The following is a 23,805-nucleotide window of genomic DNA, read 5'->3' on the forward strand; positions in this document are numbered from 1 at the left end:
TCGCCGCATGACGTGGGGTGTGTACGGCGGGTTCCTCGCCATGATGGTGGTGCTCGCCGTGGCGCCCGGGCCCGACAGCATGGTCGTGCTGAAGAACGCCCTGTCCGGCGGCGCCCGAGGTGGCGCGTGGGCGTGTTTCGGCATCGCCGTGGCGAACTTCCTGCAGGGCACGCTGGCGGCGCTCGGGCTCGGGGCCGTGATCACGAGCTCGCGGCCCGTGTTCGAGGTCGTGAAATGGCTTGGCGTCGCCTACCTCTGTTACCTCGGGTTCCAGGCGCTGCGCGGCGCTTGGCGCGGTGACTACCAGTCGCTCGAAGAAGCCCAACGCGCCCGCCGCGGCGCGTTCCGCCGCTGGCGCGAGGGGTTCCTGTCCAACGTGACGAACCCCAAGGTCCTTGTGCTGTACCTGTCGGTGCTGCCGCAGTTCCTCACCCCGGGCGTCACCACGACCGGCGACGCGCTGCTGCTGGCCTACACGGTGGCCGCGGTCGGCGCGATCTGGCAGGTGCTGCTGTTGCTGCTGGTGCACCGCGTGCGGGGCTGGCTGGAGCGCCGCCGCGTGCGCCGCACCCTCGACGGCGTGACCGGCACGGTGCTCATCGGCTTCGGGATCGGGCTCGCCCTGGAGGCCTAGAGCGTCTCGTCGAGCCAGTCGAAAACCCGGGCGGCGGCCAGGCGCTGCGCCCCGACGTGGCAGTGGGCGTCGGCGCCTTCCTCGGCGGTGAACGACAGCAGCGTCTTCGGACCGGTGAGCCGTGCGTAGAGCCGGCGCGGTTCGGACTCCTGGCCGTCGGTGCCGTTGAAGAACAAGTCGTCGGTGGCCTCGCAGATCAAGGCCGGGCACGAGATGCGCTCGGCGACGCCGCCGTCGAGCGTGTAGGTCAGGTACTTCGCCAGGAACTCGCGGTCGGTCTTCGCGCCCATCACGTACCGGCCGTGATCGGCGGCCCAGCGCAGGGTCGGGCTCGCGGCGCGGCCGGCGGCCAGGAGCTGGTCGAACTCGGCGTCTTCGGCCGCGTTCGCCCGGCGCACGATCTCCTCCCGCGGCCACGGCAGCATCGCGGTGACGGCGGAACCCGCGTCGAACACCCCGTCCACGGCGACGACGGCCTTGATCCGCGGCTCGAACGCCGCCGCGCGCGGCGCGAGCAGCCCGCCGAGACTCAGGCCCAGCAGCGCGACTTTCTCCGAGTCGACGCCGGGATCGGCGAGCGCGAAGTCGAGCACCGGCGCCACGACGTGCTCCCAGTCGGGCCGGAACACCAACCCGTCGCGGTGGATCGCGCTCGGCTGGCCGGGGCCGTCGACCGCCAGCACGTGGTACCCGCGCTCCTGCCCGGCGAGGCCGCCGAAGAACATCAGCTCTTCCGCCGCGCCGTCGAATCCGTTGCACATCACCACGATCGGCTTCCGGCCGGCGCCCGGTGCGCGGTAGAAGTAGCCGCGCAGCACGTGGTCCTCGTACGGGATCTCCACGTGCTCGATGCCCTCGAACCCCTCGACGGCGCGGTGGAAGCACGCCACGCTGCGGTCGTAGGCGTACGCGATGCGCGGGTCGGATGCGTTGCCGTGCAAGAAGAACTCAGCCGAGCGGAAGTAGGTCGACGCGCGCAGATACGCGTCCCGCGCGCTCACGGGACGGGCGCTCGCGGCTTCGGCGGCGAGCCGCTCGGCGGTGGCGAGCCACTCGTCGTGCCAGCTGTCGTAGTCACCGGGCTTGATGCGCGACGCGGTGGCCACGACCTCGCCGAAGTCCGCGCCGCCGTAACTCGCGTGGCCGAACACGCGCAGGGTCTCGAACCAGAACTGGGGGTCGTCCTCGAACAGCAGCTGCTTCATTCCGCGCCTCCGCACAGTTGGACGATACGGTACCGTCCCGACGTCAAGCTACACGGAACGGTACCGTCTCGTCCACCCGTTAGAATGCCGATCATGACCACTCGCCGCGCACCCTCGGGCGCCGCCGTGCTGCAGCCGGAAGTCACGCAGGCCATCACGGAGGCCGTGCTCGACGAGCTCGCCGCCGTGGGCTACGGCCGGCTGTCGATGGAGGCCGTGGCCAAGCGCGCGGGTGTCGGCAAGAGTGCGCTCTACCGCCGCTGGCGCTCGAAGGACGAGATGATTTCGGCGGTCGTCGCCGAGTTCAGCGTGAGCCAGGCGAGCGCGCCGGACACGGGCACGCTGCGCGGCGACCTGCTGGAGCTGCAACGGGCGGTGCACGCCTGGCTCACGCACCCGCGGTTCGCGCGGATCCTGCCGGACCTCGTCGCGGAAGGCGCGCGGAATCCCGATCCCGCGGAGAACCTGCGCTCGGCCATCGGCGGGCCACGCCGCGACGTCGCGAAGCGCGTGTTCGAGCGCGCCGTCACGCGCGGCGAGCTACCGGCCGACGCCGACGTCGAACTGGCGCTCGACCTGCTGGCCGGACCGATGTACTGGCGGCTGGTCGTGCGCCGCGAGCCGTCGGGTCCGGAGTTCCTGGAGCGGATCGTCGAGCACGTCCTGCGCGCGCTCGACGCCCGGGAGCCCGCGAACTAAGCGCGCTCGGGCTCCCCCGCCACTCGCTCGATGCGGGCACCGAGCCGGTTGAGGTTCTCGACGAAGTGCGGGTACCCGCGGTCGATGTGGAACACGTCCCACACCTCGGTGACCCCTTCCGCGCACAGACCGGCCAGCACAAGCCCGGCACCGGCGCGGATGTCCGACGCCCACACCGGGGCGCTGGAGAGCTGCTCGACCCCGCGGACCACGGCGTGGTGGCCGTCGGTGCGGGCGTCGCCGGAGAGCCGGATCATCTCTTCGATGAAGCGGAACCGGGCCTCGTACACGTTCTCCGTGATCATCGACGTGCCCTCGGACACCGCCGAGAGCGCGACCGCGAACGGCTGCAGGTCCGTGGCGAACCCGGGGTAGGGCAGCGTGACCCAGTCGACCGCCTTCGGCCGCTCGGGCTGCACCACGCGGAAGCCCTTCTCGTCGAACGTGGTCACGTCGGCGCCCGCGAGCCGCAGCTTGTCCAGCACCAGGTCGAGGTGGTGCGGGTTCACACCGCGCACGGTGAGGTCGCCGCGGGTCATCGCCGCGGCGAACGCCCAGGTGGCGCCCACGATCCGGTCGCCGATCACGCGGTGCTCGGTCGGGCGCAACTGCTCCACGCCGTGCACCGTCAGCGTCGACGTGCCGGCGCCCTCGATCTTCGCGCCCATCTCCACGAGCATCGTGCAGATGTCGGCGATCTCGGGCTCGCGCGCCGCGTTGTCGATCACGGTGGTGCCCTCGGCCAGCACCGCGGCCATCAGGATGTTCTCGGTGGCACCCACGCTCGGGAAGTCGAGCCAGATCTGGGCGCCCACGAGAGATTCCGCGTTGGCGACCACGCAGCCGTGCTCGATGGTGCTCGTGGCGCCGAGCTTGCGCAGGCCGTTCTGGTGCATGTCGAGCGGCCGCGAGCCGATTGCGTCACCGCCGGGCAGCGCGACCACGGCCTTCTTGAGCCGCCCGACCAGCGGCCCGAGCACGCACACCGAGGCGCGCAGCTTGCCCATCGCCGCCGAGTCGGCGCGGTGCGAAAGCTCGGCAGGCGTGGTGATGCGCGCCGTGTCGCCGTCGATCTCCACCTCGCAGCCGACGCTGCGCAGGACATCGCCCATCAGGGGAACGTCGAGGATCTGCGGGCAGTTCGTGATGGTGGTGGTGCCCTCGGCCAGCAGGGCCGCGGCCATCAGCTTCAGCACGCTGTTCTTGGCTCCGACCACGTCGACCTCGCCGACCAGCCGTGCCCCGCCGTGCACGTCGAAGTGCTCGCTCATGGCCGCCAATCATGCCCTCTCGCCCAGTTTCGGCACACGCGGGGCCGGTAGAGTCGAGCGCATGGTCGTTCGCATCAACCGCGTCTACACGAAGGTCGGCGACAGCGGCACCACCGCGCTCGGCGACGGCTCGCGGATCCCCAAAACCTCGCCCCGCCTGGGCGCCTACGCCGACACCGACGAGGCCAACTCGGTCATCGGACTGGCCATCGCGATGGGCCGGCTGAGCGACGAACTGGCCACGGTGCTGCGGCGCGTGCAGAACGACCTGTTCGACGTCGGCGCGGACCTCTGCCTGCCGATCCAGGAAAATCCCCCGTACGAGCCCCTGCGCATCACCGAGGCCTACGTCGAGCGCGTGGAGGGCTGGTGCGACGAGTTCAACGAGCGGCTGCCCAAGCTCACGTCGTTCATCCTGCCCGGCGGCACCCCCGGCGCGGCCTTCCTGCACCAGGCCCGCACCGTGACGCGGCGGGCCGAGCGCTCGGCGTGGGCGCTGGTCGAGGCCGAACCGGACACCACGAACCCGATCGCCGTGAAGTACCTCAACCGGCTGTCCGACCTGCTGTTCATCCTCGGCCGGCTGGCCAACCCGGACGGCGACGTGCTGTGGAAGCCGGGCGGCTGAGCAACCCCGGCCCAGGGGATCAGCGCAACTCGCGCGCCGTCCAATAGCGTTCGTAGTCGACGTCCCAGGTCGAGTCCGCTCCGGGCTCGACGTCCTGGGTCGTGGTCATGTCCTCGAGCCGCACGTGCTCGGGCAGCTTGGCCCAGCGGCGCCTGCGGTCAGCCTGCTCCTCGGGTTCCATCACCCCAGGATAGGCCCCATCAGGACGCGTGCGGCAGCATTCGTCCCGGCGGAGCCGACTCCAGCCAGGACAGGAACCCGGTGAGCGCACCCGGCCCCATCGCGATCTCGATCGCTTCCTGCGTGGGCGACTCACACCGCAGGACAGTGGATCCCTCCGGCACCGCGTACGCCTCGGTGCCGGACGGGTCGCGCCGGTCGGCGATCTGCATGCTCTCTCGCTGGAACACGCGGTCCGGACCGCTGCGCAGGCTCCACACGCGGTACCAGACGAACTCGTCGCCCTCGTACCGGCCGAGCCCGAGGTGCCAGCTGGCGCGCGGGTTGTCCGGACGCCACCGCAGCGCGACGCTCACGCCACCGCCGCGGCGCATCCGGATCCACCTCTGGCCGTACCAGGCCACCAGCACGGCGAGCACGATCAGGAGCCCCAGCACCACGATGGCGATCTTCACGGCCCGGCTCCTGCTCGTCGCTCGATCAGACTGACTGACCGGCCGCGCGGAGCTGGGCTGTCGCCCGCGTGCGCTCCGCCTCGTCGTCCGCGGTCAGGGCCGCCTTGGCCGCGTCGATGTCGATCTCGTCGGAAAGCTCGGCGCTCTCGGCGAGCACGCTCACCCCGGTGGCCGTGACCGACAGGAACCCGCCGTGCACGGCCGCGGTGAGGGTCTCGCCGTCGGTCGTGGTCACCTTCACCACACCACCTTCCACGAGCTGGCCCAACACCGGCTCGTGGCCGGGCATGATGCCGATCTCGCCCTCGGTGGTCTGCGCCACCACGAAGGTGGCGGTACCCGACCAGAGCCGGCGCTCCACGGCCACCAGCTCCACGGACATCTCAGCCACGTAGCACTCCTTCGCTCGGGGTGTCACCACCGAGTGTAATAGGTCCTGCTTCGGTTACGAGAACGGCGGGGGCGGATGTCCATAATGGACACTGCCCCCGCCGCGCTCAACTGCGTCTTCTAAAGCGTCACTTCTTGGTGATTTCCTTGTACTTCTTCTCGAGGTCCTCGAGGCCACCGATACCCAGGAACGCCTGCTCCGGGTAGTGGTCGAAGTCGCCCTTCGAGATGCGGTCGAACGACTCGATCGTCTCCGCGAGCGGCACGGTCGAGCCCGGGATCTGCGTGAACGCCTCGGCGACCAGCATGTTCTGCGACAGGAACCGCTCGATGCGGCGCGCGCGCTGAACGGTGAGCTTGTCCTCTTCCGAGAGCTCGTCCATACCGAGGATCGCGATGATGTCCTGCAGTTCCTTGTACTTCTGCAGGATCCGGATCACCTCGGAGGCCACGCGGTAGTGGTCCTCACCGACGATGGCCGGGTCGAGGATCGTCGACGTCGACGCCAGCGGGTCCACCGCCGGGAAGATGCCCTTCTGGAAGACACCACGCGAGAGCTCGGTGGTGGCGTCCAGGTGGGCGAACGTCGCGGCCGGCGCCGGGTCGGTGTAGTCGTCCGCGGGCACGTAGATCGCCTGCATCGAGGTGATCGAACGACCGCGGGTCGACGTGATCCGCTCCTGCAGCTGGCCCATCTCGTCGGCCAGCGTCGGCTGGTAACCCACGGCCGAAGGCATGCGGCCCAGCAGGGTCGACACCTCGGAACCGGCCTGGGTGAACCGGAAGATGTTGTCGATGAAGAGCAGCACGTCCTGGTTCTGCACATCGCGGAAGTACTCCGCCATGGTCAGCGCGGACAGGGCGACGCGCATACGCGTGCCCGGCGGCTCGTCCATCTGGCCGAAGACGAGGGCGGTGTCGTTGATGACGCCGTCCTCGGACATCTCCAGGAAGAGGTCGTTGCCCTCACGGGTGCGCTCGCCGACCCCGGCGAACACCGACGTACCACCGAAGTTCCGGGCGACGCGGGTGATCATCTCCTTGATGAGCACCGTCTTGCCCACGCCGGCACCGCCGAACAGGCCGATCTTGCCACCCTGCACGTACGGGGTCAGCAGGTCGACGACCTTGAGGCCGGTCTCCAGCATCTCCGTCTTGCCCTCGAGCTGGTCGAAGGGCGGCGGGTTGCGGTGGATGCCCCAGCGCTCGAGGTCGTCGCCGTAGCCGGGCTCGTCGAGGCACTCGCCGAGGGCGTTGTAGACGTGACCCTTGACCTTGTCGCCCACCGGCACCGTGATGGGGCCGCCGGTGTCGGTGACCTCGGCACCGCGGACGAGACCGTCCTGCGGCTGCAGCGAAATCGTGCGGACGAGGTTGTCACCGAGGTGGCTGGCGACCTCGAGGGTCACGGTCTTGCGCAGCTGCTCGAACTCGATTTCGACCTTGAGCGCGTTGTACTGGTCGGGAACGGAACCACGCGGGAACTCGACGTCGACGACCGGACCGGTCACCGACACGATGCGCCCCTTGGCGCGCGGGGCTTCAGTACTGGTCATCAATCATCACTTCCTGCTGCGGTGAGCGCGTTCGCGCCACCGACGATTTCGGAGATCTCCTGGGTGATCTGCGCCTGGCGGGCCTGGTTCATCTCCCGCGTCAGGTTGCCCACCAGGTCGTTCGCATTGTCCGACGCGGCCTTCATCGCGGTGCGGCGGGCTGCCAGTTCGGACGCCGCCGCCTCCAACAGCGCCGAGTACAGGCGCGTGTTGATGTACTTCGGCAGCAGTGCGCCCAGCAGCTTGTCGGCGCTCGGCTCGAACTCGTAGCTGGGGAGCAGCTCGCCCGCGGCCTTCGGCTCCTCGCCCTCGGTGTACTCGACCTCGAGCGGGGCGACCCGCTTGGCGATCGGGCGCTGCGTCAGCATCGACACGAACTCGGTGTAGACGACGTGGATCTCGTCGACGCCGGCGAGCGCACCGGGTGCGCCCGCTTCGGTGCCGGAGAGGAACGACTCCACCAGCGTCTCCGCGGCCGCGACCGCGTCGGTGTACGCCGGCTGGTCGGAGAAGCCCGTCCAGCTGTCGACGACCTCGCGGCCCCGGAACCGGTAGTAGTTCAGGCCCTTGTTGCCGGTGACGTAGACCTCGGGCTCCTTGCCCTCCTCACGGAGCAGGGCGAGGAGTTCCTCGGTCGCCTTCAGCACGTTCGAGTTGTAGCCACCGCACTGGCCCTTGTCGCTGGTGACGACGAGGACCGCGGCCCGCTTCGGGTTGGGGCGCTCGACCAGGAGCGGGTGGTCGAGGTTCGCCGCCGCACCGGCCAGCGCCGAGAGCACCTTGGTGATCTCGTCCGCGTACGGCCGGGAAGCGGCGACCTTCGCCCGCGCCTTCGTGATGCGCGCGGTGGCGATGAGCTCCATCGCCTTCGTGATCTTGCCGATCGACTTGGTCGCCTTGATGCGCGACCGAAGTTCCCGGAGTTGTGCGGCCATGAGCTATCAGCTCACTTCTTCGGGGCGGGCTTGTTGACCTTCACGGTCTCCTGCCCGACCTTGTCGGCGTCCATCGCGTCGGCGTTCGCCTCGAGGGGCTTGCCCTCGGAGGTGGTGAACTCCTTCTTGAACTCGTTGACCGCGTTCACGAGCGCGTCGCGGGTGTCGTCCTCGAACTTGCCGCTGTCGCGGATCGCGCCGAGAACCTCGGTGTGCTTGCGGCGCGCCGAGTCCAGGAACTCCTGGTTGAAGCGGCGCACGTCCTCGGTCGGGACCGAGTCGTAGTGGCCGTTGGTACCCAGCCACACCGTGCAGACCTGCTCCTCGACCGGGATCGGCGAGTACTGCGGCTGCTTGAGCACCTCGTACAGGCGCGCACCGCGCTCGAGCTGCGCCTTCGAGGCGTCGTCGAGGTCCGAGGCGAAGGCGGCGAACGCCTCCAGCTCGCGGTACTGCGACAGGTCGATGCGCAGCGAGCCGGAGACCGACTTCATCGCCTTGACCTGCGCGGCACCACCCACGCGGGACACCGAGATGCCCACGTCGATGGCCGGGCGCTGACCGGCGTTGAACAGGTCCGACTGGAAGAAGCACTGACCGTCGGTGATCGAGATGACGTTCGTCGGGATGTAGGCCGACACGTCGTTGGCCTTCGTCTCGATGATCGGCAGGCCGGTCAGCGAGCCGGCACCGAGCTCGTCCGACAGCTTGGCGCACCGCTCGAGGAGACGGGAGTGCAAGTAGAAGACGTCGCCGGGGAACGCCTCGCGGCCCGGCGGGCGGCGCAGCAGCAGCGAGATCGCGCGGTAGGCGTCGGCCTGCTTGGTCAGGTCGTCGAACACGATCAGGACGTGCTTGCCCTCGTACATCCAGTGCTGGCCGATGGCCGAGCCGGTGTAGGGGGCGATCCACTTGAAGCCGGCCGAGTCGGAAGCCGGGGCGGCGACGATGGTCGTGTACTCCATCGCGCCCGCGTCCTCGAGCGACTTCTTGACCGACGCGATCGTGGAGCCCTTCTGGCCGATCGCGACGTAGATGCAGCGAACCTGCTTGCTCGCGTCGCCGGTCTCCCAGTTGGCCTTCTGGTTGATGATCGTGTCCACGGCGACGGCGGTCTTGCCCGTCTTGCGGTCACCGATGATCAGCTGGCGCTGGCCACGGCCGATCGGCGTCATCGCGTCGATGGCGGTGATGCCGGTCTGCAGCGGCTCGGACACCGGCTGGCGCTCGACCACCGAGGCGGCCTTGAGCTCCAGCGGACGCCGGCCCGTGGTCTCGATCTCGCCGAGCCCGTCGATGGGCGCGCCCAGCGGGTCGACGACCCGGCCGAGGTAGCCGTCGCCGACCGGCACGGACAGGACCTGACCGGTCCGCTTGACCTGCTGGCCCTCTTCGATCGTCTCGAAGTCGCCGAGGATGGCCGCACCGATGGAGCGGGCGTCCAGGTTCAGCGCCACACCGAGGACGCCGCCCGGGAACTCGAGCAGCTCGTTGGCCATGGCCGAGGGGAGGCCCTCGACGTGGGCGATACCGTCACCGGCGTCGGCGACCACGCCGACCTCTTCCCGGTTCACATCCGGGGCGTAACTCGAGACGTAGTTCTCGATCGCACTGCGGATCTCGTCCGAGGAGATCGTCAGCTCCGCCATTTCGTTCCCGCTCTCGCTTCTGTTCTGTCCAGTGTGCAAAGTCTGTGGTGCGGGCGCACCCGTCAGGCGCGGCTGAGCCTGCGGCGCACCGCCGCGAGCTGGCCGGCCGTGCTGCCGTCGATGACCTCGTCGCCGACGCGGACGACGAGCCCGCCGCCCAGCCGGGGGTCCACCTCGACGTGCAGCGCGAGGGTCCGCCCGTAGATGCCGTTGAGCCTGGACCCGAGCTGGGTCCGCTGCTCGTCGGTGAGGGCGTTGGCGCTGGTCACGTACGCGACCGAACGCTGACGCCGTTCCGCGGCCAGCGCGACCAGCTTGTCGAGCCCGTTGCCGACCCCGCGCCCCTTGGCACGGCGCACGACCTGCTCGACGAGGGTCTCGGTGACCACGTCGACCTTGTCCGCGAACAGCCCGCGGACCAGGGTCCGCTTGGCGTCGACGGGAGCGGCCAGATCGGACAGCGCGGCCTCGAGCTCGGAGGAGCCCGAGACGATCCGTGCGACCTGGAACAGCTGGGACTCGACGGTTTCGACGTTCCCGGTCTTCTCGGCGGAGGTCAGCAACGCCGAGCGACCGAGGGACTCGATCCCGTCCACCAGCTCACGAGGGCTTGACCAGCGGCTGCCTGCCACGGAGTCGAGAACCTTCAGGGCAGGCTCACTCAGCTTGCCGTCGAACAGGCGGCGGGCGAGGCCCTGGCGGCTCTCCGGGCTGGCCGAAGCGTCGCTGACCGCCCGGCGCAAGCCGATTTCGCGGTCAAGGAGGTCGACGACCGAGAGCAGCTCGTCCCCGACCGTCGCGGGGTCGGTACCCGCGTCGGCCAGAACCTCGCCGAGACGGGTCTCGGCGAGGTCGAGCGCTTCACGGCTCGCAGCATGCAGCGTCATCTCTGGTCTACTTCCCCGCTCCGTTGGTGGCGGTCTCCAGCTCCGACAGGAACCGGTCGACCGTGCCGCGGCGGCGCACCTCGTCCTCGAGCGACTCGCCGACGATGCGGCTCGCCAGCTCCACCGCGTTGCGGCCCATGTCGGCCCGCAGCTCGGCGATGATCTGCGCCTTCTGGGCCTGCAGCTGAGCCTGCCCCTGCGCGACGATCCGCTGGGACTCGGACTCGGCCTCGGCCCGCAGCTCCGCCTTGATCTGCTCGGCTTCGAGCCGGGCGTCGTCGCGGATCTTCGCGGCCTCGGACCGGGCCTCGGCCAGCTGCGCCTTGTACTCGGCCAGCGCGTTTTCGGCCTCGGCCTGGGCCTTCTCGGCCTTCTCGATGCCGCCTTCGATCTTCTGCGCCCGCTCCTCGTACGCAGCCTCGAAGCGGGGCACGACGTACTTCTTCAGGATGAACAGCAGGATCAGGAAGGCGACGATGCCGAGGATCAGCTCCGGGAGGTCCGGGATGATCGGGTTGGGGCTCTCGGCCGCCAACACCAATTCGGTCTTCAGCACAGCGTCTCCTTAGATGGCGAGAGTGGGGTGACTCAGCCCGCGGAGGCGATGAAGTAGATGACGATACCGATCAGCGCGAGGACCTCGGTGAGCACGAAGGTCGAGAAGCCGATGCCCTGGAGCTTGCCCTGGGCCTCCGGCTGACGCGCGGTGCCGTTGATGACGGCGGCGAAGATCAGGCCGATGCCGATACCCGGGCCGATCGCGCCCAGGCCGTAACCGATGGCGGCGAGGCCCTTGTTGAGGTTCACGGTCTCGGCGGCGGCCTGGGCCAGAACGATGTTGCTCACGTGCGTTTCCCTTCACTTCGGTCCGCGCACTCGCGCGGATCGGGGGCTTGTGTGGTTCTCAGTGCTCCGACGCCAGCGCGGCGCCGATGTACCCGGCGGACAGCAGGGCGAAGATGTAGGCCTGCAGCACCTGGATGAAGGCCTCGAGGAAAGTCATGAGGATCGCCAGGACCCAGCCCAGGATCGACACCGGCTTGAGCGCCCAGCCCGTGGTCTCCGTGAGCAGGAAGGTGCCGCCCAGGGTGAACACGATGATGATCAGGTGGCCGGCGAACATCGCGGCGAAAACACGGATGGCCAGCGTGATCGGCGTGATGAAGAACTTCTGCGCGAACTCGATCACGCTGTACAGCGGAAGCACGAACTTCGGGATGCCCGCGGGCGTCAGCTGGTTCTTCAGGTAGCCGCCGAGGCCGTACTTCTTGATGCCCACGTAGTGGTACACCGGGTAGACCACCAGCAGCGACATGGCGAGCGGGAAACCGATCCGCGCCATCGTCGGGAACTGGAAGAAGGGAATGATCCCGAAGAGGTTGTTCAGCAAGATGAAGGTGAACAACGCGAGAACCAACGGGATGAACGGCTTGAACTCTTTCGAGCCGATCTGCTGCCGCGTGATGTTGTTGCGGCTGAAGTCATAGAGGGACTCTGCGATGAACTGGCCCTTGGTGGGCACGATCTTCAGCTTGCGCGAAGCCACCAAGAAGTAGCCGGCGACGATCACCAAAGCGATGATCACCAGCAGCTTCGGCTTGTTCAAGCCCCAGTCGCCAGACCCCAAAAACGGCGGCAGCTCGAAGGCATCAGTACCAGGGGGCGTGAATACCGCACCCTCGGTCAGTACCAGCGCGATCACTGCGCTCCTCCCGGTTCTCCCGGCCGGCGTTCACTCCGCCGGGGGAATCGTCACGATCTGGACTTAACGTACCCGATACGCACGAGCACGCCGGAGGCGGCCGGGTCCACTGTGCAGTGAATGATTCTCATGCCCTGCACAGGGGTTGACTCGCGTGAACACTGCCCTGCAATCCACTTCGGACCAGCGGGCTGAGGAGGCGGAACCACCGGGCGCCACACTGCTGGTCGCGGTTCGTCTGAGGGAGTGTGCGGGCGAGGCCGCCACCCTTGACGCGGACCCTACCAGCAGGTCAATCGGTGCCGTACAGGCGTACTTCATACCAACCGATCAGCTCAGGACTTAGGTCCCGGGCCGATCCGGGACCCAAGTCCGGGACGCGTGCGACCGGTTTCGCAACACCACAGGTGAGAGCCCCGGCACAGTGCGGAGCCCACCCGGAAGTCGGCTAGCGTGATTCAGGTCACACACGAATGCCGCAGTGCGGTCTCACCGGCAGTAGCCGACAGGTCAGGACGGGATGATCGTCGGGATCTTGGTCTTGCGGAAGGCCGCGAACTCGGCCGCGGCGGACACCAGGATCGCCACGATCATGGTGATGCCCAGCGACAACGGGTGCAGCGCGGTCACGCCCTTGAGCAGCGTGAGTGCGAGGAACAGCACCACGACCTTGACCACGTACCCGCCGAGCGCGATCACCAGGACGAACATGGGGTCCTGGCCCGCGCTGAAGCGCATGAGCCCGAGCGTCGACAGCGCCGCCAGCATCGCGAGCACCGCGCCGACGAGCGACCCGAGGAACCCGTGCAGCCCGAAGACGATGCTGAACAGGACGATGCACACGAGCACCGCCGGCGGCGTGACCAGCAGCGAAGCCTTCGTCATCGCGCGGGCGGCCTGCAGCACCACCTTGGCGTGCGGGTTCTCCGTCGCGTCGGACGAGGTTTCGGTTTCGCTCACAGCTGGGCTCCCTACTCGGTTCGCCCGTCGAGTGTAGAGAACCTGGCGCCGGGGCGGCCAAGCCCCCAACCTGCGACTTCCGCCGGACGGGGCTCGCCCCGGGTTCGCGAAAACGCGAGCCCGGGGCGGGCACTATCGAATTCGACCGATTTCCGGCTGAATTCTTCCCCGGAAATTCATTTCCATCGCCGATTCACGACAGATCCCTGTCGGCCCGAATCATGCCGCCCACTGCTGACCCGGATTGGTGCAGGTCTGACCGTTCCAGTCCAAACTGTACGTCGTGGTGACACTGACCTTGACCGTCTGACCCGGGCCGACACACGCAATGGTGTTGCCGACGAGCACGAACCGGGCCAGAACCTGGATTGATCGCCCGTCGTTCGTGCAGTGGTGGTAGTACCGGCTCCAGTCCGCTCCGGTCGACCCGCAGCCGTGCCCGTCCGAGGACACATACGAAACGTACCCGTTCCTCAGGGGTGCGGCCGGGTTCCCGTCCGCCGACGTAGCGGCAGAGCCAACGCCGGGAAACGCTGCCAGCATCGCGCCGGCGGCGAGCACACCCAGTGCGGCTTTGGACATCGTCTTCATGTCGATTTTCCTCCCCATTCGACAACCGAAATGAGGCGAAAAGAGAAAGACCACAACACGTCGAAGTCACGCCGAAAAGGCACCCCTTGGACTCCCCAGTCCCCCTCAAAACCCCTCGGATCGAAGATTAGCCGCCGAAAGTGATCATGGTCAACACTTCGCCGACGTTCCCCCGATCGGGGAGCCTTTTCCGGAAAGCGAATCGAATTCGCGATGGCCTCAGCCCGCTCGGTGCCGCGCCCTCAACCTCGGCACCAGCGACACCAGCACCGCCGCCACCAGGCCCACGCCGATGACCCAGAACACGACCACGTCGTCGAACAGCGTGACGGACACCGCGCCGAACGCGAGGATGCCCGCCCACAAGTAGATGAGCAGCACGGCGCGGCGCTGCGAGTGGCCGATCTCCAGCAGGCGGTGGTGGAGGTGCATCTTGTCGGCCGCGAAGGGGCTTTCGCCGCGGCGGGTGCGGCGGATCACGGCCATCACGAGGTCGAGCACGGGCACGAAGAGCACGGCCACGACGACGACCAAAGGGGACAGCAGCGCGAGCGCGTCGGAGGCGGAGAAGCGCGTGTAGCTCACGCGGCCGCTCGCGGACGTGGTGGCGCCGGCGAGCATGAGGCCGATCATCATGGAGCCGGAGTCGCCCATGAAGATCTTCGCGGGTTGGAAGTTGTAGGGCAGGAAGCCCAGACACGCGCCGGCCAGCGTGGCGGCGATCAGGGCCGGCGGGTAGGTGCCGAAGTCGCCGCCGGTGCTGTCGAGCAGGCCCAGGGAGAAGGCGCACGTGGCCGCGGCGGCGATGAAGCCGAGGCCGCCGGCGAGGCCGTCGAGGCCGTCGACGAAGTTCATGGCGTTGACCATGACCACGACCATCACCACGGTGAGCAGCGCGCCCTGGTTCTTGTCCAGCACCAGCACCGAGCCGAACGAGTCGCCGGTGCCGCCCCACGGCACCCAGAACGACACCCACTGCACCCCGAAGATGACGAGGATCCCCGCGCACATCACCTGTCCGGCGAGCTTCGTCCACGCGTCGAGCTCGAAGCGGTCGTCGAGCGCCCCGATCAGCGACAGGACACCGGCCGCCAGCAGCACGCCCACGGAGTCGAGCGAGGCGTCGAAGCCGTGGCTCAGCGCGGGCAGCTGGTGGGCCAGTCCCATCGCCGCGGCCACGCCCAGGTAGATGCCGACGCCGCCCATGCGCGGGATCGGCGTCACGTGGACGTCGCGCGCCCGCGGGTTGGCGATCGCGCCGATGCGGATCGCGACGCGGCGGACGACACCGGTCAGCAGGTAGGTCACCGCCGTCGCGGTGAGCGCGACGAGGAGGTATTCCCGGATGGGGAGAAGTCCTTGCACAGGGGGCATGACCGCGTCACGCCTGCCGGGGGGTCCGAGTCACCGCGTCACGCTACCGCGACCGGGTGTCACACGATTCAACGGAGCCTCCCGTCCGCGTGGCCACTGTGGACCGCTCAGGCGAGCGACTCGAGCGGCACGCCCATGACCTCGGCGATCGCCGCTCGCGTGACCGCGCCTTCGCGCAGCACCACGGGATTCTCGCCCGTGAGGTCCACGATCGACGACGCCACGGCCTCGCCGCTCGAACCGCCGTCGAGGTACACCGACACGGAATCGCCGAGCTGGTCCTTCGCCTCGGCCGCGGTGGACGCGGGCGGGCGGCCGGACACGTTCGCGCTCGACACGGCCATCGGGCCGACGTCGCGCAGCAGCTCCAGCGCCACCGGGTGCAGCGGCATCCGCAGCATCACGGTGCCGCGCGACTGCCCGAGGTCCCACTGCAGGCTCGGCGCGTGGGGCAGCACGATCGACAGGTCACCCGGCCAGAACGCCTCCACGAGCGCCCGCGCCTGCGGCGGCAGGCCGAGGACCAGACCGTCCACTGTGGACCACGAACCGACGAGCACGCCCACGGGCATGTCCGGGCCGCGGTTCTTCGCCCGCAGCAACGCCTGCACGGCGCCGGCGTCGAAGGCGTCGGCACCGATGCCGTAGACGGTGTCGGTGGGCAGGACCACCAGCCGGCTCGACCTCACGGCAGTGGCCGCGGCGGCCAGCCCTTCGGCCCGGGACTCGCGTTTGCTGCAGTCGTACACCGCACTCATGCCGCGAAGCCTAGCCCTCGCCTCCGGAGGCGCCCCACCGTGGCGCTGGTTGCCCCGAGGCGGCGTTCGGTGCGGTCAGCGCGCCGAACGCCGCATCGGGGACGTTCCGACCAGCCGGGGTCAGAACCCGATGGCCGTGCAGGTGGTGGTGCTCGTCTTCGCCGGATCGCTCACCGACGTGGCCGTGAGCTTCACCCGCGCCGTGTACGGCGCGCCCGGTGCCCGTTTCGCGTACGCGGCGATCTGGGCGGTCTGCCCGAACTTCGCCGTCGCCAGCTCGTTGGGCAGCCGCACCTCCCAGCCCTTCGCGTCCGTGGTGGCGCTCAGGCGGTAGGTGTCCGTGTCATACGGCGCCTTCGCCCCGCGCGCGGAGCCGGTGTTCTGCAGCCGGAAGTCGCACGTGGCCAGGCCGCCCTGGGTGAGCGCCGGCAGCGCGGGCCACAGGTGGGCGCCGCGGGCCTGCGGGCCCGAGCCGTCGAGCGAGGCGACGGTGACCGTGTACGACAGCACACCCTTGCGGTCGCGCGCGAGGTCGGTGACGAGGAAGTGCAGCCGGTTGGCCTCGTCGGTGTACTCGTACGCGCCCGAAGAGCCCGTGCCGGCCTTGAACGCGGCGTCGTTGAGCTGCCGATAGTCGCCGACGGTGATCTTCACCGGCGTGCCGTCCGGTTTCACGTAGTCGGTGAGGCCGATGTCCTGCGGGTTCGCGTCCACCACCCACTCGAACGGCGCCGCGTCCTTGTTCTTCGTCTTGGCCAGCAGCACGCCGGAGTCGGGCGCGAACGAGTCCGAGCCCATCCGGTCGACGACCTCGAGGGTGTAGTTGTCGTAACCGCCGCCGTCGCACAGCGGCTGGGTGGCGCGGTCGCACTTCGGCGACTTGTCCCCGCCGGTCAACGCGATGTTCAGGCCCGTGTACGCCCCCGGTTGCGCAGCGGCCTCACGCGCGGTGACCCGCGCGGTCACCGGGCCGGTCTTCGCGAGCTGGTCGCGGTCGAGCTGCAGCACGTCGGCCGGGTCGACGATGCCGAGCTTGAGCTTGTTGCGGAGCATGTGGTGCGCGCCCATGGAGCCGCCCTCGGTGGCCGGGATCTGCCAGCGCGTGTGCGGGCCGCCGGGGCCGTTGAAGCTGCCGCGCGAAAGCATTTCCCACGGCCCGGTGTACGCGCGCTGCGGAGGCACGCCGAACGGGTTGTTGTAGTTGTCGCCGATGCCGAGGATGTGGCTGAACTCGTGGGCGTAGGTGCCCTGCCCGGAGCTCTCGGCCTGGGTCGACGAGCCGTTCTGGGCGTTGGGCCAGATCGTGGAGGCCGAGGCCCACGACGTCCACGGCACGTACCGCGTGTCGGCGGAGTTCGGCAGGGCCGGGTCCGGTGGGCCGAACTCGTCCGGCACCGCGTCCTGGCTGCCGAACTTCATCTCGCCGAACTCCTGCCAGGTCGAGCTCTCGTCCTGGCCCGCGGAGAGGAAGAAGACGAAGTCGAACTGGTCGGCCAGCGCGCCGACGTCGGCCTTCCACGCGGCGCGCGCGTCGGTGCGCAGGTCGCGGTCGCAGGTGTCGCCGGCGGGGCAGGCGCCGTCCTGGAACTCCATGCCGTACTCGTAGGACTTGCCGGGCATGCGGTAGGGCCCGAACGCGGTGAGGTCCACGCCGAAGCGGCCGCCCGAGTCCTCCATCCAGTACTCGTTGATGGTGTGGCCGTGGTTGAGCGCTTCGGGCTTGTTGAGGAAGTCCTGGTAGTACTTCGCCACGTCCTCGCGTTTGAGATTGCTCGCCGCCGGCGCAGGGTTGCCGAACACGGTCGAGTGCGGCGGCTGCGTGACGACGAAGTCTTCGTTCGGGTAGTCCGCCAGCACCACGGCGCCCTTGAACGTGCGCTGCGTCGGCTTCAGCGCCGGGTCGGCCCAGCTCGTGCCGGGCACGTTCCGGTAGTCGTTCCACGTCATGCTCGCTTGGTCGGCCCAGCGCGCCGAATCGAGCGGCGCGGGCCAGCCGCGCGTGAACGTGTCGGCGCTCGCCGTGCCGGCCGTCAGCGCGGGCAGCAACGCGACGGCCGCCACCACCGCGGCCACTTTGGAGACGCGCCGAGCCGGGATCCAGGAGGGTCTCATCCACACTCCCCTTCACTCGGGCCACCCCGGGGCGGGCGGCCCGGTGATCGACGGTATTCAGTCGACCGCGAATCGTTAGGGTTGCGAACGAAATCCGCCCCATTGCCTCACGACGAAAGTCGGACAGCGGGGCGGTAACGGGGTGAAGCAGCCCGAGGACGCCGACTTCGGGACGAGCCGGGCACGCGGATTCGGCCTCCGACGTGCGGCCTCAGCCCAAAGCGCTCACCGGATCGAGCAACTGGCCACAAGGGCTTCAATCACGGCCACTGTCACGTGCGGCAAGTCGCCGGCTCGGCCGTTGAGAGCCGCGCAAATCGAGAATCTGCCGAGCTGTCGGGCTGCGGAGATTCGAGAACCCGGCCTCAGCCCAGGCGACGGGCCGTGACGTACCGGGCCCGGCCGGTGAAGTCCGGGTGGTCCTCCACCGCGGTGAGCACGCGGCGGGCCCGCACCAGGGCCGGCACCGCGGAGCCGTGGGTGTCGTCGTGTTCGATGGCCAGGCCGCCGCCGGGGCGCAGCAGGCGGGCGCCGGCCGCGATGGCGTGGCGGATCACCGCCAGGCCGCTCTCCGCGGCGAACACGGCGCGCGCGGGGTCGTGCTCGGCGACTTCCGGGGGCACCGGGGTGCCGTCGGGGACGTAGGGCGGGTTGCAGAGCACCAGGTCGACGAGGCCGTCGAGCTCGGCGAACATCGTCGGGTCGGCGATGTCGCCCGAGTAGAGGCGCACGGGGGTGTCGCCGGCGTCGGAGTGCACGTCGGCGTTGTGCCGGGCCCAGGCCAGGGCCTGCGGGTCCACGTCCACGGCGTAGACCACCGCGTCCGGGCGCTCGTGGGCCAGCGCCAGCGCGAGCGCGGCCGAGCCGGTGCACAGGTCGACCACCACGGGGAACTCGCGCCCGTGGAGGAACTTCAGGCCCCAGTCGAGCAGCAGCTCGGTCTCCGGCCGCGGCACGAACACGCCGGGGCCCACGTTCACGGTGATGTTGCCCAGCGCCGCCCACCCCGTGAGGTACTGCAGCGGGATGCGCTTCGCGCGCTGGGCCACGAGCTGGCCGATCGCCTCGATCACCGGCGGGTCGACCAGCGGCACCATCGGCAGCCGTCCCCGGTCGACACCGAGCACGTGCGCGGCGATCAGATCCGCGTCCGTGCGCGGCGACTCCACGCCCGCCTCGGTGAGGATCCGGGTGGCCTCCATGATGGCCAGGCGCAGCGGCTGCCGATTCACAAGTCGTCCTTCACGTTGTCGAGCCTGGTGTCCAGGGTATCGACACCGCGACCGGGCCGGGCCGCGCCGGGCCGAACCGAACGGGCCGATCACCGGGGTCCACGGCGGCGGTGGGCCGGGACGGCCGGCGGAAGCCTGTGACCAGGACCGGACCGCGCGGGTGCCGGAAACCCGTTGCCGGTGATCTCCTAAGATGCCGATGTTCCCCGGGCCGCGGATCAAGGCCGTTCGCCCGCTTCGCCGAACAGCCGGAGTCCCAGTGCCGACGAGTCCCCTCACGCTGCCCCCACGGCGTCGGATCGCGTTCGTGTTCCCCATCTACAACGAAGAGGGGAACATCGACCTGCTGCACCGCACCGTCGCCGAGGTCACCGCGCCGCTGGCCGACCGGTACGACTTCAGCTTCCTCTACATCGACGACGGCAGCCGGGACACGTCGCTGGAGAAGCTCACAGAGCTGTCCAGGCGCGACGAGCGCGTGACCGTGATCGAGCTCTCGCGCAACTTCGGCCACCAGATGGCCGTGACCGCGGGCCTCGACCTGGTCGACGCCGACGCGACGGTCATCATGGACAGCGACCTGCAGGACCCGCCGCGCGTCGCGCTCGAGCTGATCGAGCGGTGGGAAGAGGGCTACGACGTCGTCTACGCGCAGCGCCGCTCGCGCCAGGACAGCGCGTTCAAGAAGTTCACCGCCGGCGCGTTCTACTGGTTCCTGCGCAAGATGGCGGCCGTCGACATCCCCAAGAACACCGGCGACTTCCGGCTCATCGACCGCAAGGTCGTGGACGAGCTGCGCAAGTACCGTGAGCGCGACCGCTTCCTGCGCGGCCTGGTCTCCTACATCGGGTTCCGGCAGACCGCCGTGCTGTTCGACCGCGACAAGCGCCACGCGGGTGTCACCGGCTACCCGCTGCGCAAGATGCTGCGCTTCGCCGCCGACGGCATCCTCGGCTTCTCCGTGACGCCGCTGCGCATGATCAGCCGGCTCGGCTACCTGATCTCCGCGCTCAGCTTCGTCGGCGTGTTGTACGTGATCGGCGTGAAGCTGTTCGCGCCGGCCACCGCGGTGCCCGGCTGGGCGTTCATCACGATCGCGATGTTCTTCCTCGGCGGCATCCAGATCATCATGCTCGGCGTGCTCGGCAGCTACATCGGCCGTACGTACTCGCAGGTGCAGAACCGGCCGCTCTACGGCGTCGCCTCGGTGCGCACGGGTCTCGCTTCCGACGCGCGCGTCGCCTCGGGCGCCGCCGCAGACACGGTGGACACGATGGACACAGTCGACCCCCGCGACGCGGTGCAGGCCGAGAGCAGGGCCTGATGAAGTTCCTGACCGCCCAGCAGATCCGCTTCGGTGTGGTCGGCGTCGCCAACACGCTCGTCGACGCGGTGGGGTTCGCACTGCTGTACTCCAGCGTCGGGCTGCCGTTGTTCGTGGCGAACCTGTGCTCCACGACCGCGGGCATGCTGCTGAGCTTCGTGCTCAACCGCAACTTCACCTTCCGGGCCAAGGACGGTGACGTCCGCAAGCAGGTGCTGCTGTTCTTCGCCATCACCGCGTTCGGGCTGTGGGTGGTGCAGGCCGCGGTGATCTTCGCGGTCGGGTCGCTGCTGCCCCACGTCACGGTGCTCGTGCCGAAGTTCGCCGGCATCGCCGTGGGCCTGGTGTGGAACTACGTGCTCTACCAGAAGGTCGTCTTCCGGCAGCGGACCCCGGTCCCGGCTGCCGCCACCGAACAGCCGGGAGGCACGGCATGACCGCCACGGTGACCACCGAGGAGTTCACCTCCGAGGAAGAACCGACCGGGCCGGTCGCCGCTTCGCGCGTGCCGCGCTGGCTCACCGGCGACTTCGCCCGGGTGCTGGCCGTGGTGCTCGCGTGGAACGTGGTGCTGATCGCGGTGGCGTGGCTGTTCGGCCCGTCGTCGCCGGTGAGCGAAGGCGTGCCGAAGCCGGGCACGGGCATCGGCTCGACCTGGAGCCTGCTTTCGCACACCTACCGCTGGGACGCCGGCAACTACGGCGACATCGCACAGCACGCCTACACCAGCAGCTACGTGCCGCTGCGCGCGTTCTACCCGGTGTTCCCGATCTGCGTGTGGTTCGTGCAGACGATCAGCTTCCACCTGATCGGACTGCTCCTCGCGGGCTTCCTCGTGAACGTGGTCGCGACGTGGCTCGCCACCACCGCGCTGCTCAAGATCGCCCGCTTCTACTTCACCAACGCCCGCGCCCAGTGGCTGGTGGTCGCCGCGTTCCTCACCGCGCCCACGGCGTTCTTCCTGCACTCGTTCTACAGCGAAGCGGTCTTCTGCGCGCTGGGCTTCTGGGCCTACCTGTTCGCGCTGCGGCGCCAGTGGCTGTGGATGGGCCTGTGCCTGATCCCGCTCACGGCGTCACGCATCACCGCGGCCGTGTTCGTGGGCCTGTGTTTCCTGGAGTTCTGGCGCTCGAAGGACTGGAAGCTGCGCGGCCTGCTCAACTGGCGGCTGTTGTGGTTCCCCGCCGCGTTCCTCGGCCTCGGCGCGCACATGCTGTACATGAAGATCCAGACCGGCAGCGCCATGGCGAGCTTCAACGCGCTCAAGGGCGTGGCCACCTGGTCCTACCACAAGTTCAACCCGAACATCTTCGCCACCGGCTGGACCGAAGCGAAGGTGACGGCCCACGCGCTCCTCGGCGACACCCCGATGGACGGCTGGACGCTGATGAGCCACGTGCTGCCCACCATCGGGCTCGCGCTGCTGCTCGTGTCCTCTGTGTACATCTTCGTCGCCTTGCGCGCCAAGGGAATCCCGCTCGCGCTGTTCGGCATCGCGTCGATCGTGATGCTCACGATCAACAACAACGTGGTGTCGGTGCACCGCTACCTGTTGCCGTGCCTGGTGATGTACGTGGCGCTGGTGCTGTTCGCCGAGCGCCGGCCGAAGCTGCGGGGCGTGGTCTACGGGGTGCTGTACGCGAACTCGACGATCGGTGCGCTGATCTTCCTGCGGTTCGTGTCGGGGTACTGGGCCGGCTGAGCCCGCCGACGGTGACCGGGCTGCGCACACACTGCGGCCCGGCACCGCGCTACCTACACTCGGCCGGGTGCGAACCCAAGACTTCCGCTTCGGTCTCGCGATCTTCGGCGGTTCCCTCACCCTGCTCCTGGTCCGCTTCCTCGTCCCCGGACCCGTCGGCATGGCCGACAACGGCGACGGCTGGCGACTGCTCTGCAAACTCGGCGGCAAGGAGCTCGACCGCCCGTCGGAGGGTGTCGTCCGGTTCGACTACGGCACCGGGGTCCCCTGCACGAGCGACTACGTCTCGAGCCAGACCTGGCTCGACTGGCTCGCGAGCAAAACCGGTCACCTCTTCGGCTCGAGCGCCGTCCTGAACCTGCTGATCCTCGGCGTCGGTACCTGCGTGCTCGTCGCGGTGGCCATCACCGCCGCGGTCACCGGCCTCGATCTCAAGCGCCGCGGCAAGATCGTCGCGACGGTCCTGCTGCTTCTCGTGATGGGCGATTCCGCGTTCTTCGGCTACTTCGCCTCCACGCTCAGCGAGGGCGCGGCTTTCTTGGGCCTGCTGCTGATCGCCGGCGGCCTCCTGCTGATGCACCGCGACGGAGCCCGGCGCTACGCCGGCGCCGTCCTCGCCGTCGTCGGTGGCCTGATCGGCATCAACGCGAAGTCGCAGACGCTCTTGCTCATCCCCGTTTTCGTGCTCGCGGTACTGCTGGTGAAGCGCCAGGGCGAGCGCGGCAAGGCCCGCTGGGCGCTGCCGCTCACAGTGCTCGTGCTCGTGGGCGGCGGGACCTTCGCGGTGCAATCGCACGGTGACCCGGCCAACGCGGAGTACCGCGAGGCCAACGTGTACAACGCGATCTTCGACTCCATTGTGGACGGCAAGCACGACACGAACGCCGACCTGGCCGCGCTCGGGCTTCCGCAGTCGTTCGCGCGGTACATCGGCACCGGCTGGTGGACCCCGGGCTCGGCCAGGACCGACCCACTGTACCCGCGCTACCGCGAAGAGATCAGCCGCCGCAACGTGCTGGCGTACTACGAGTCACACCCCGTGCGCGTCGCGCAGATCCTCCAGCAGGGCGGGGTGAACACGCTCACCGCGCGCCCCGACAACCTCGGCAGCTTCGGTGAGCGCTCGGGCCGGGCTTGGCTGTCGAAGGAGTACCGCGTACCGGTGTTCTCCGGGCTCGCCGCACTGGCCGCGCCCGCGGGACTGTTCGTGCTGGTTCCCCTGTGGCTGTTGCTGATCTGGGCGGCCGTACGCGCCTTCCGGCGAGGGCGGCGCGAGTACGCCCTGGTGGTGCTGATGCTGACGTTCTTCGCCGTCGGGCAGCTCGGGCTCTCCGCGCTCGGCGAAGGCGTGGAAGGGGTGAAGCACCAGCTGCTCACGCTGTTCCCGACCGTTCTGGCGCTCGCGTTCGCGATCCTCAGCCTGCTGCCGCGCGCCGAAGAGTCGCCGAAGCAGCAGGGAGAACACGAGGACGGCGAACCGCTGACCGAGGAGGTCGCGGCCGCCGTCCGAGGCGGTTGAGGCGGGAGGGGTGGCTGAGACGGCAGAGGCGTCTCAGGCGGC

Annotated in this window: 25 protein-coding genes; 7 read left to right on the top strand and 18 right to left on the bottom strand. The window is 69.2% G+C overall.

All coding sequences use genetic code 11. The features are described from left to right. Positions 1 to 7: 7 nt before the first annotated feature. Positions 8 to 634, top strand: coding sequence for a LysE family translocator (locus VSH64_RS28175; RefSeq protein WP_326565737.1), 627 nt, complete (start codon positions 8 to 10; stop codon positions 632 to 634). Here VSH64_RS28175 and VSH64_RS28180 read toward each other — a convergent pair. After that, the gene (locus tag VSH64_RS28180) at positions 631 to 1,839 is read right to left on the bottom strand and encodes an alpha/beta fold hydrolase (RefSeq protein WP_326565738.1); all 1,209 of its coding nucleotides are present in this window, start codon (positions 1,837 to 1,839) and stop codon (positions 631 to 633) included. The genes VSH64_RS28175 and VSH64_RS28180 overlap by 4 nt on opposite strands. 93 nt (positions 1,840 to 1,932) lie before the next feature. Between VSH64_RS28180 and VSH64_RS28185 the strand changes: the two genes are divergently transcribed. Continuing rightward, on the top strand, positions 1,933 to 2,538 hold the full coding sequence (locus tag VSH64_RS28185; protein WP_326565739.1) for a TetR/AcrR family transcriptional regulator: 606 nt from the start codon (positions 1,933 to 1,935) through the stop codon (positions 2,536 to 2,538). Here the strand turns inward: VSH64_RS28185 and murA are convergent. Beyond that, positions 2,535 to 3,809 carry a UDP-N-acetylglucosamine 1-carboxyvinyltransferase gene (murA, locus tag VSH64_RS28190; RefSeq protein WP_326565740.1) on the bottom strand — a complete coding sequence of 425 codons (1,275 nt, stop codon included), beginning with the start codon at positions 3,807 to 3,809 and terminating at the stop codon, positions 2,535 to 2,537. The genes VSH64_RS28185 and murA overlap by 4 nt on opposite strands. Positions 3,810 to 3,870: 61 nt before the next feature. On the opposite strand from murA, the gene VSH64_RS28195 reads away from it, so the two are divergent. Then, on the top strand, positions 3,871 to 4,437 hold the full coding sequence (locus VSH64_RS28195; protein WP_326565741.1) for a cob(I)yrinic acid a,c-diamide adenosyltransferase: 567 nt from the start codon (positions 3,871 to 3,873) through the stop codon (positions 4,435 to 4,437). A 19-nt stretch (positions 4,438 to 4,456) separates the two neighbouring features. Here VSH64_RS28195 and VSH64_RS28200 read toward each other — a convergent pair whose 3' ends face one another. The 16 genes from VSH64_RS28200 to prmC all read right to left on the bottom strand — a co-directional run bounded on the left by VSH64_RS28200 (position 4,457) and on the right by prmC (position 19,218). After that, positions 4,457 to 4,618 (bottom strand): hypothetical protein, encoded by a 162-nt coding sequence (locus tag VSH64_RS28200; protein WP_326565742.1) that lies wholly within the window; start codon positions 4,616 to 4,618, stop codon positions 4,457 to 4,459. Positions 4,619 to 4,637: 19 nt separating this feature from the next. Continuing rightward, entirely contained in the window at positions 4,638 to 5,072 is a 435-nt protein-coding gene (locus tag VSH64_RS28205) for a DUF2550 domain-containing protein (protein WP_326565743.1), read from the bottom strand. A 25-nt stretch (positions 5,073 to 5,097) separates the two neighbouring features. Further along, entirely contained in the window at positions 5,098 to 5,463 is a 366-nt protein-coding gene (locus VSH64_RS28210; protein WP_326565744.1) for a F0F1 ATP synthase subunit epsilon, read from the bottom strand. Between the two features lie 127 nt (positions 5,464 to 5,590). Beyond that, positions 5,591 to 7,018: a F0F1 ATP synthase subunit beta gene (gene atpD, locus VSH64_RS28215; protein ID WP_326565745.1), complete on the bottom strand. Its 1,428-nt coding sequence runs from the start codon at positions 7,016 to 7,018 to the stop codon at positions 5,591 to 5,593. Next, positions 7,018 to 7,953 carry a F0F1 ATP synthase subunit gamma gene (locus tag VSH64_RS28220; protein ID WP_326565746.1) on the bottom strand — a complete coding sequence of 312 codons (936 nt, stop codon included), beginning with the start codon at positions 7,951 to 7,953 and terminating at the stop codon, positions 7,018 to 7,020. Before VSH64_RS28220 ends, atpD begins: the two co-directional genes overlap by 1 nt. A gap of 11 nt (positions 7,954 to 7,964) precedes the next feature. Then, entirely contained in the window at positions 7,965 to 9,602 is a 1,638-nt protein-coding gene (atpA, locus tag VSH64_RS28225) for a F0F1 ATP synthase subunit alpha (RefSeq protein ID WP_326565747.1), read from the bottom strand. 62 nt (positions 9,603 to 9,664) lie between these two features. Beyond that, on the bottom strand, positions 9,665 to 10,489 hold the full coding sequence (locus VSH64_RS28230; RefSeq protein WP_326565748.1) for a F0F1 ATP synthase subunit delta: 825 nt from the start codon (positions 10,487 to 10,489) through the stop codon (positions 9,665 to 9,667). Positions 10,490 to 10,496: 7 nt separating this feature from the next. After that, positions 10,497 to 11,045: a F0F1 ATP synthase subunit B gene (locus VSH64_RS28235; RefSeq protein ID WP_326565749.1), complete on the bottom strand. Its 549-nt coding sequence runs from the start codon at positions 11,043 to 11,045 to the stop codon at positions 10,497 to 10,499. Positions 11,046 to 11,077: 32 nt separating this feature from the next. Next, on the bottom strand, positions 11,078 to 11,335 hold the full coding sequence (locus tag VSH64_RS28240; RefSeq protein ID WP_326565750.1) for an ATP synthase subunit c family protein: 258 nt from the start codon (positions 11,333 to 11,335) through the stop codon (positions 11,078 to 11,080). 58 nt (positions 11,336 to 11,393) lie between these two features. Further along, on the bottom strand, positions 11,394 to 12,191 hold the full coding sequence (atpB, locus tag VSH64_RS28245; protein ID WP_326565751.1) for a F0F1 ATP synthase subunit A: 798 nt from the start codon (positions 12,189 to 12,191) through the stop codon (positions 11,394 to 11,396). Between the two features lie 510 nt (positions 12,192 to 12,701). Further along, positions 12,702 to 13,151: a hypothetical protein gene (locus VSH64_RS28250; protein ID WP_326565752.1), complete on the bottom strand. Its 450-nt coding sequence runs from the start codon at positions 13,149 to 13,151 to the stop codon at positions 12,702 to 12,704. 219 nt (positions 13,152 to 13,370) lie between these two features. Further along, positions 13,371 to 13,742: a hypothetical protein gene (locus VSH64_RS28255; protein WP_326565753.1), complete on the bottom strand. Its 372-nt coding sequence runs from the start codon at positions 13,740 to 13,742 to the stop codon at positions 13,371 to 13,373. Positions 13,743 to 13,961: 219 nt separating this feature from the next. After that, the gene (locus tag VSH64_RS28260; protein ID WP_326565754.1) at positions 13,962 to 15,116 is read right to left on the bottom strand and encodes a glycosyltransferase family 4 protein; all 1,155 of its coding nucleotides are present in this window, start codon (positions 15,114 to 15,116) and stop codon (positions 13,962 to 13,964) included. Positions 15,117 to 15,223: 107 nt separating this feature from the next. Next, positions 15,224 to 15,874 carry an L-threonylcarbamoyladenylate synthase gene (locus VSH64_RS28265; RefSeq protein WP_326565755.1) on the bottom strand — a complete coding sequence of 217 codons (651 nt, stop codon included), beginning with the start codon at positions 15,872 to 15,874 and terminating at the stop codon, positions 15,224 to 15,226. A gap of 120 nt (positions 15,875 to 15,994) precedes the next feature. After that, complete coding sequence (locus VSH64_RS28270; protein ID WP_326565756.1) at positions 15,995 to 17,986, bottom strand: M6 family metalloprotease domain-containing protein; 1,992 nt, start codon at positions 17,984 to 17,986, stop codon at positions 15,995 to 15,997. A 365-nt stretch (positions 17,987 to 18,351) separates the two neighbouring features. Then, on the bottom strand, positions 18,352 to 19,218 hold the full coding sequence (gene prmC, locus VSH64_RS28275) for a peptide chain release factor N(5)-glutamine methyltransferase (RefSeq protein ID WP_326565757.1): 867 nt from the start codon (positions 19,216 to 19,218) through the stop codon (positions 18,352 to 18,354). Positions 19,219 to 19,477: 259 nt separating this feature from the next. Between prmC and VSH64_RS28280 the strand changes: the two genes are divergently transcribed. From VSH64_RS28280 to wsfD, 4 genes are all read left to right on the top strand, one after another. Then, the gene (locus VSH64_RS28280; protein ID WP_326565758.1) at positions 19,478 to 20,542 is read left to right on the top strand and encodes a glycosyltransferase family 2 protein; all 1,065 of its coding nucleotides are present in this window, start codon (positions 19,478 to 19,480) and stop codon (positions 20,540 to 20,542) included. After that, a complete protein-coding gene (locus tag VSH64_RS28285) occupies positions 20,542 to 20,979 on the top strand; it encodes a GtrA family protein (RefSeq protein WP_326565759.1) in 438 nt (145 codons plus the stop codon). The genes VSH64_RS28280 and VSH64_RS28285 overlap by 1 nt, the downstream gene beginning before the upstream one ends. After that, positions 20,976 to 22,244 carry a hypothetical protein gene (locus tag VSH64_RS28290; RefSeq protein ID WP_326565760.1) on the top strand — a complete coding sequence of 423 codons (1,269 nt, stop codon included), beginning with the start codon at positions 20,976 to 20,978 and terminating at the stop codon, positions 22,242 to 22,244. The genes VSH64_RS28285 and VSH64_RS28290 overlap by 4 nt, the downstream gene beginning before the upstream one ends. A 67-nt stretch (positions 22,245 to 22,311) precedes the next feature. Continuing rightward, positions 22,312 to 23,763, top strand: a complete 1,452-nt coding sequence (gene wsfD / locus VSH64_RS28295; protein WP_326565761.1) for a glycan biosynthesis hexose transferase WsfD — start codon at positions 22,312 to 22,314, stop codon at positions 23,761 to 23,763. Positions 23,764 to 23,805 lie beyond the last annotated feature (42 nt).

Origin of the sequence: Amycolatopsis rhabdoformis (assembly GCF_035918295.1) — a bacterium.
Classification (GTDB): Bacteria; Actinomycetota; Actinomycetes; order Mycobacteriales; family Pseudonocardiaceae; genus Amycolatopsis; species Amycolatopsis rhabdoformis.

What these genes read in the sequence shown, in the direction of transcription:
- VSH64_RS28265 (WP_326565755.1), bottom strand. Translation starts at nt 15,874, where the DNA reads ATGAGTGCGGTGTACGACTGCAGCAAACGCGAGTCCCGGGCCGAAGGG.
- VSH64_RS28290 (WP_326565760.1), top strand. Translation starts at nt 20,976, where the DNA reads ATGACCGCCACGGTGACCACCGAGGAGTTCACCTCCGAGGAAGAACCG.
- atpA (WP_326565747.1), bottom strand. Translation starts at nt 9,602, where the DNA reads ATGGCGGAGCTGACGATCTCCTCGGACGAGATCCGCAGTGCGATCGAG.
- VSH64_RS28270 (WP_326565756.1), bottom strand. Translation starts at nt 17,986, where the DNA reads ATGAGACCCTCCTGGATCCCGGCTCGGCGCGTCTCCAAAGTGGCCGCG.
- VSH64_RS28255 (WP_326565753.1), bottom strand. Translation starts at nt 13,742, where the DNA reads ATGAAGACGATGTCCAAAGCCGCACTGGGTGTGCTCGCCGCCGGCGCG.
- murA (WP_326565740.1), bottom strand. Translation starts at nt 3,809, where the DNA reads ATGAGCGAGCACTTCGACGTGCACGGCGGGGCACGGCTGGTCGGCGAG.
- VSH64_RS28200 (WP_326565742.1), bottom strand. Translation starts at nt 4,618, where the DNA reads ATGGAACCCGAGGAGCAGGCTGACCGCAGGCGCCGCTGGGCCAAGCTG.
- VSH64_RS28195 (WP_326565741.1), top strand. Translation starts at nt 3,871, where the DNA reads ATGGTCGTTCGCATCAACCGCGTCTACACGAAGGTCGGCGACAGCGGC.
- VSH64_RS28230 (WP_326565748.1), bottom strand. Translation starts at nt 10,489, where the DNA reads ATGACGCTGCATGCTGCGAGCCGTGAAGCGCTCGACCTCGCCGAGACC.
- VSH64_RS28185 (WP_326565739.1), top strand. Translation starts at nt 1,933, where the DNA reads ATGACCACTCGCCGCGCACCCTCGGGCGCCGCCGTGCTGCAGCCGGAA.
- VSH64_RS28220 (WP_326565746.1), bottom strand. Translation starts at nt 7,953, where the DNA reads ATGGCCGCACAACTCCGGGAACTTCGGTCGCGCATCAAGGCGACCAAG.
- VSH64_RS28175 (WP_326565737.1), top strand. Translation starts at nt 8, where the DNA reads ATGACGTGGGGTGTGTACGGCGGGTTCCTCGCCATGATGGTGGTGCTC.
- VSH64_RS28285 (WP_326565759.1), top strand. Translation starts at nt 20,542, where the DNA reads ATGAAGTTCCTGACCGCCCAGCAGATCCGCTTCGGTGTGGTCGGCGTC.
- atpD (WP_326565745.1), bottom strand. Translation starts at nt 7,018, where the DNA reads ATGACCAGTACTGAAGCCCCGCGCGCCAAGGGGCGCATCGTGTCGGTG.
- VSH64_RS28260 (WP_326565754.1), bottom strand. Translation starts at nt 15,116, where the DNA reads ATGCCCCCTGTGCAAGGACTTCTCCCCATCCGGGAATACCTCCTCGTC.
- VSH64_RS28180 (WP_326565738.1), bottom strand. Translation starts at nt 1,839, where the DNA reads ATGAAGCAGCTGCTGTTCGAGGACGACCCCCAGTTCTGGTTCGAGACC.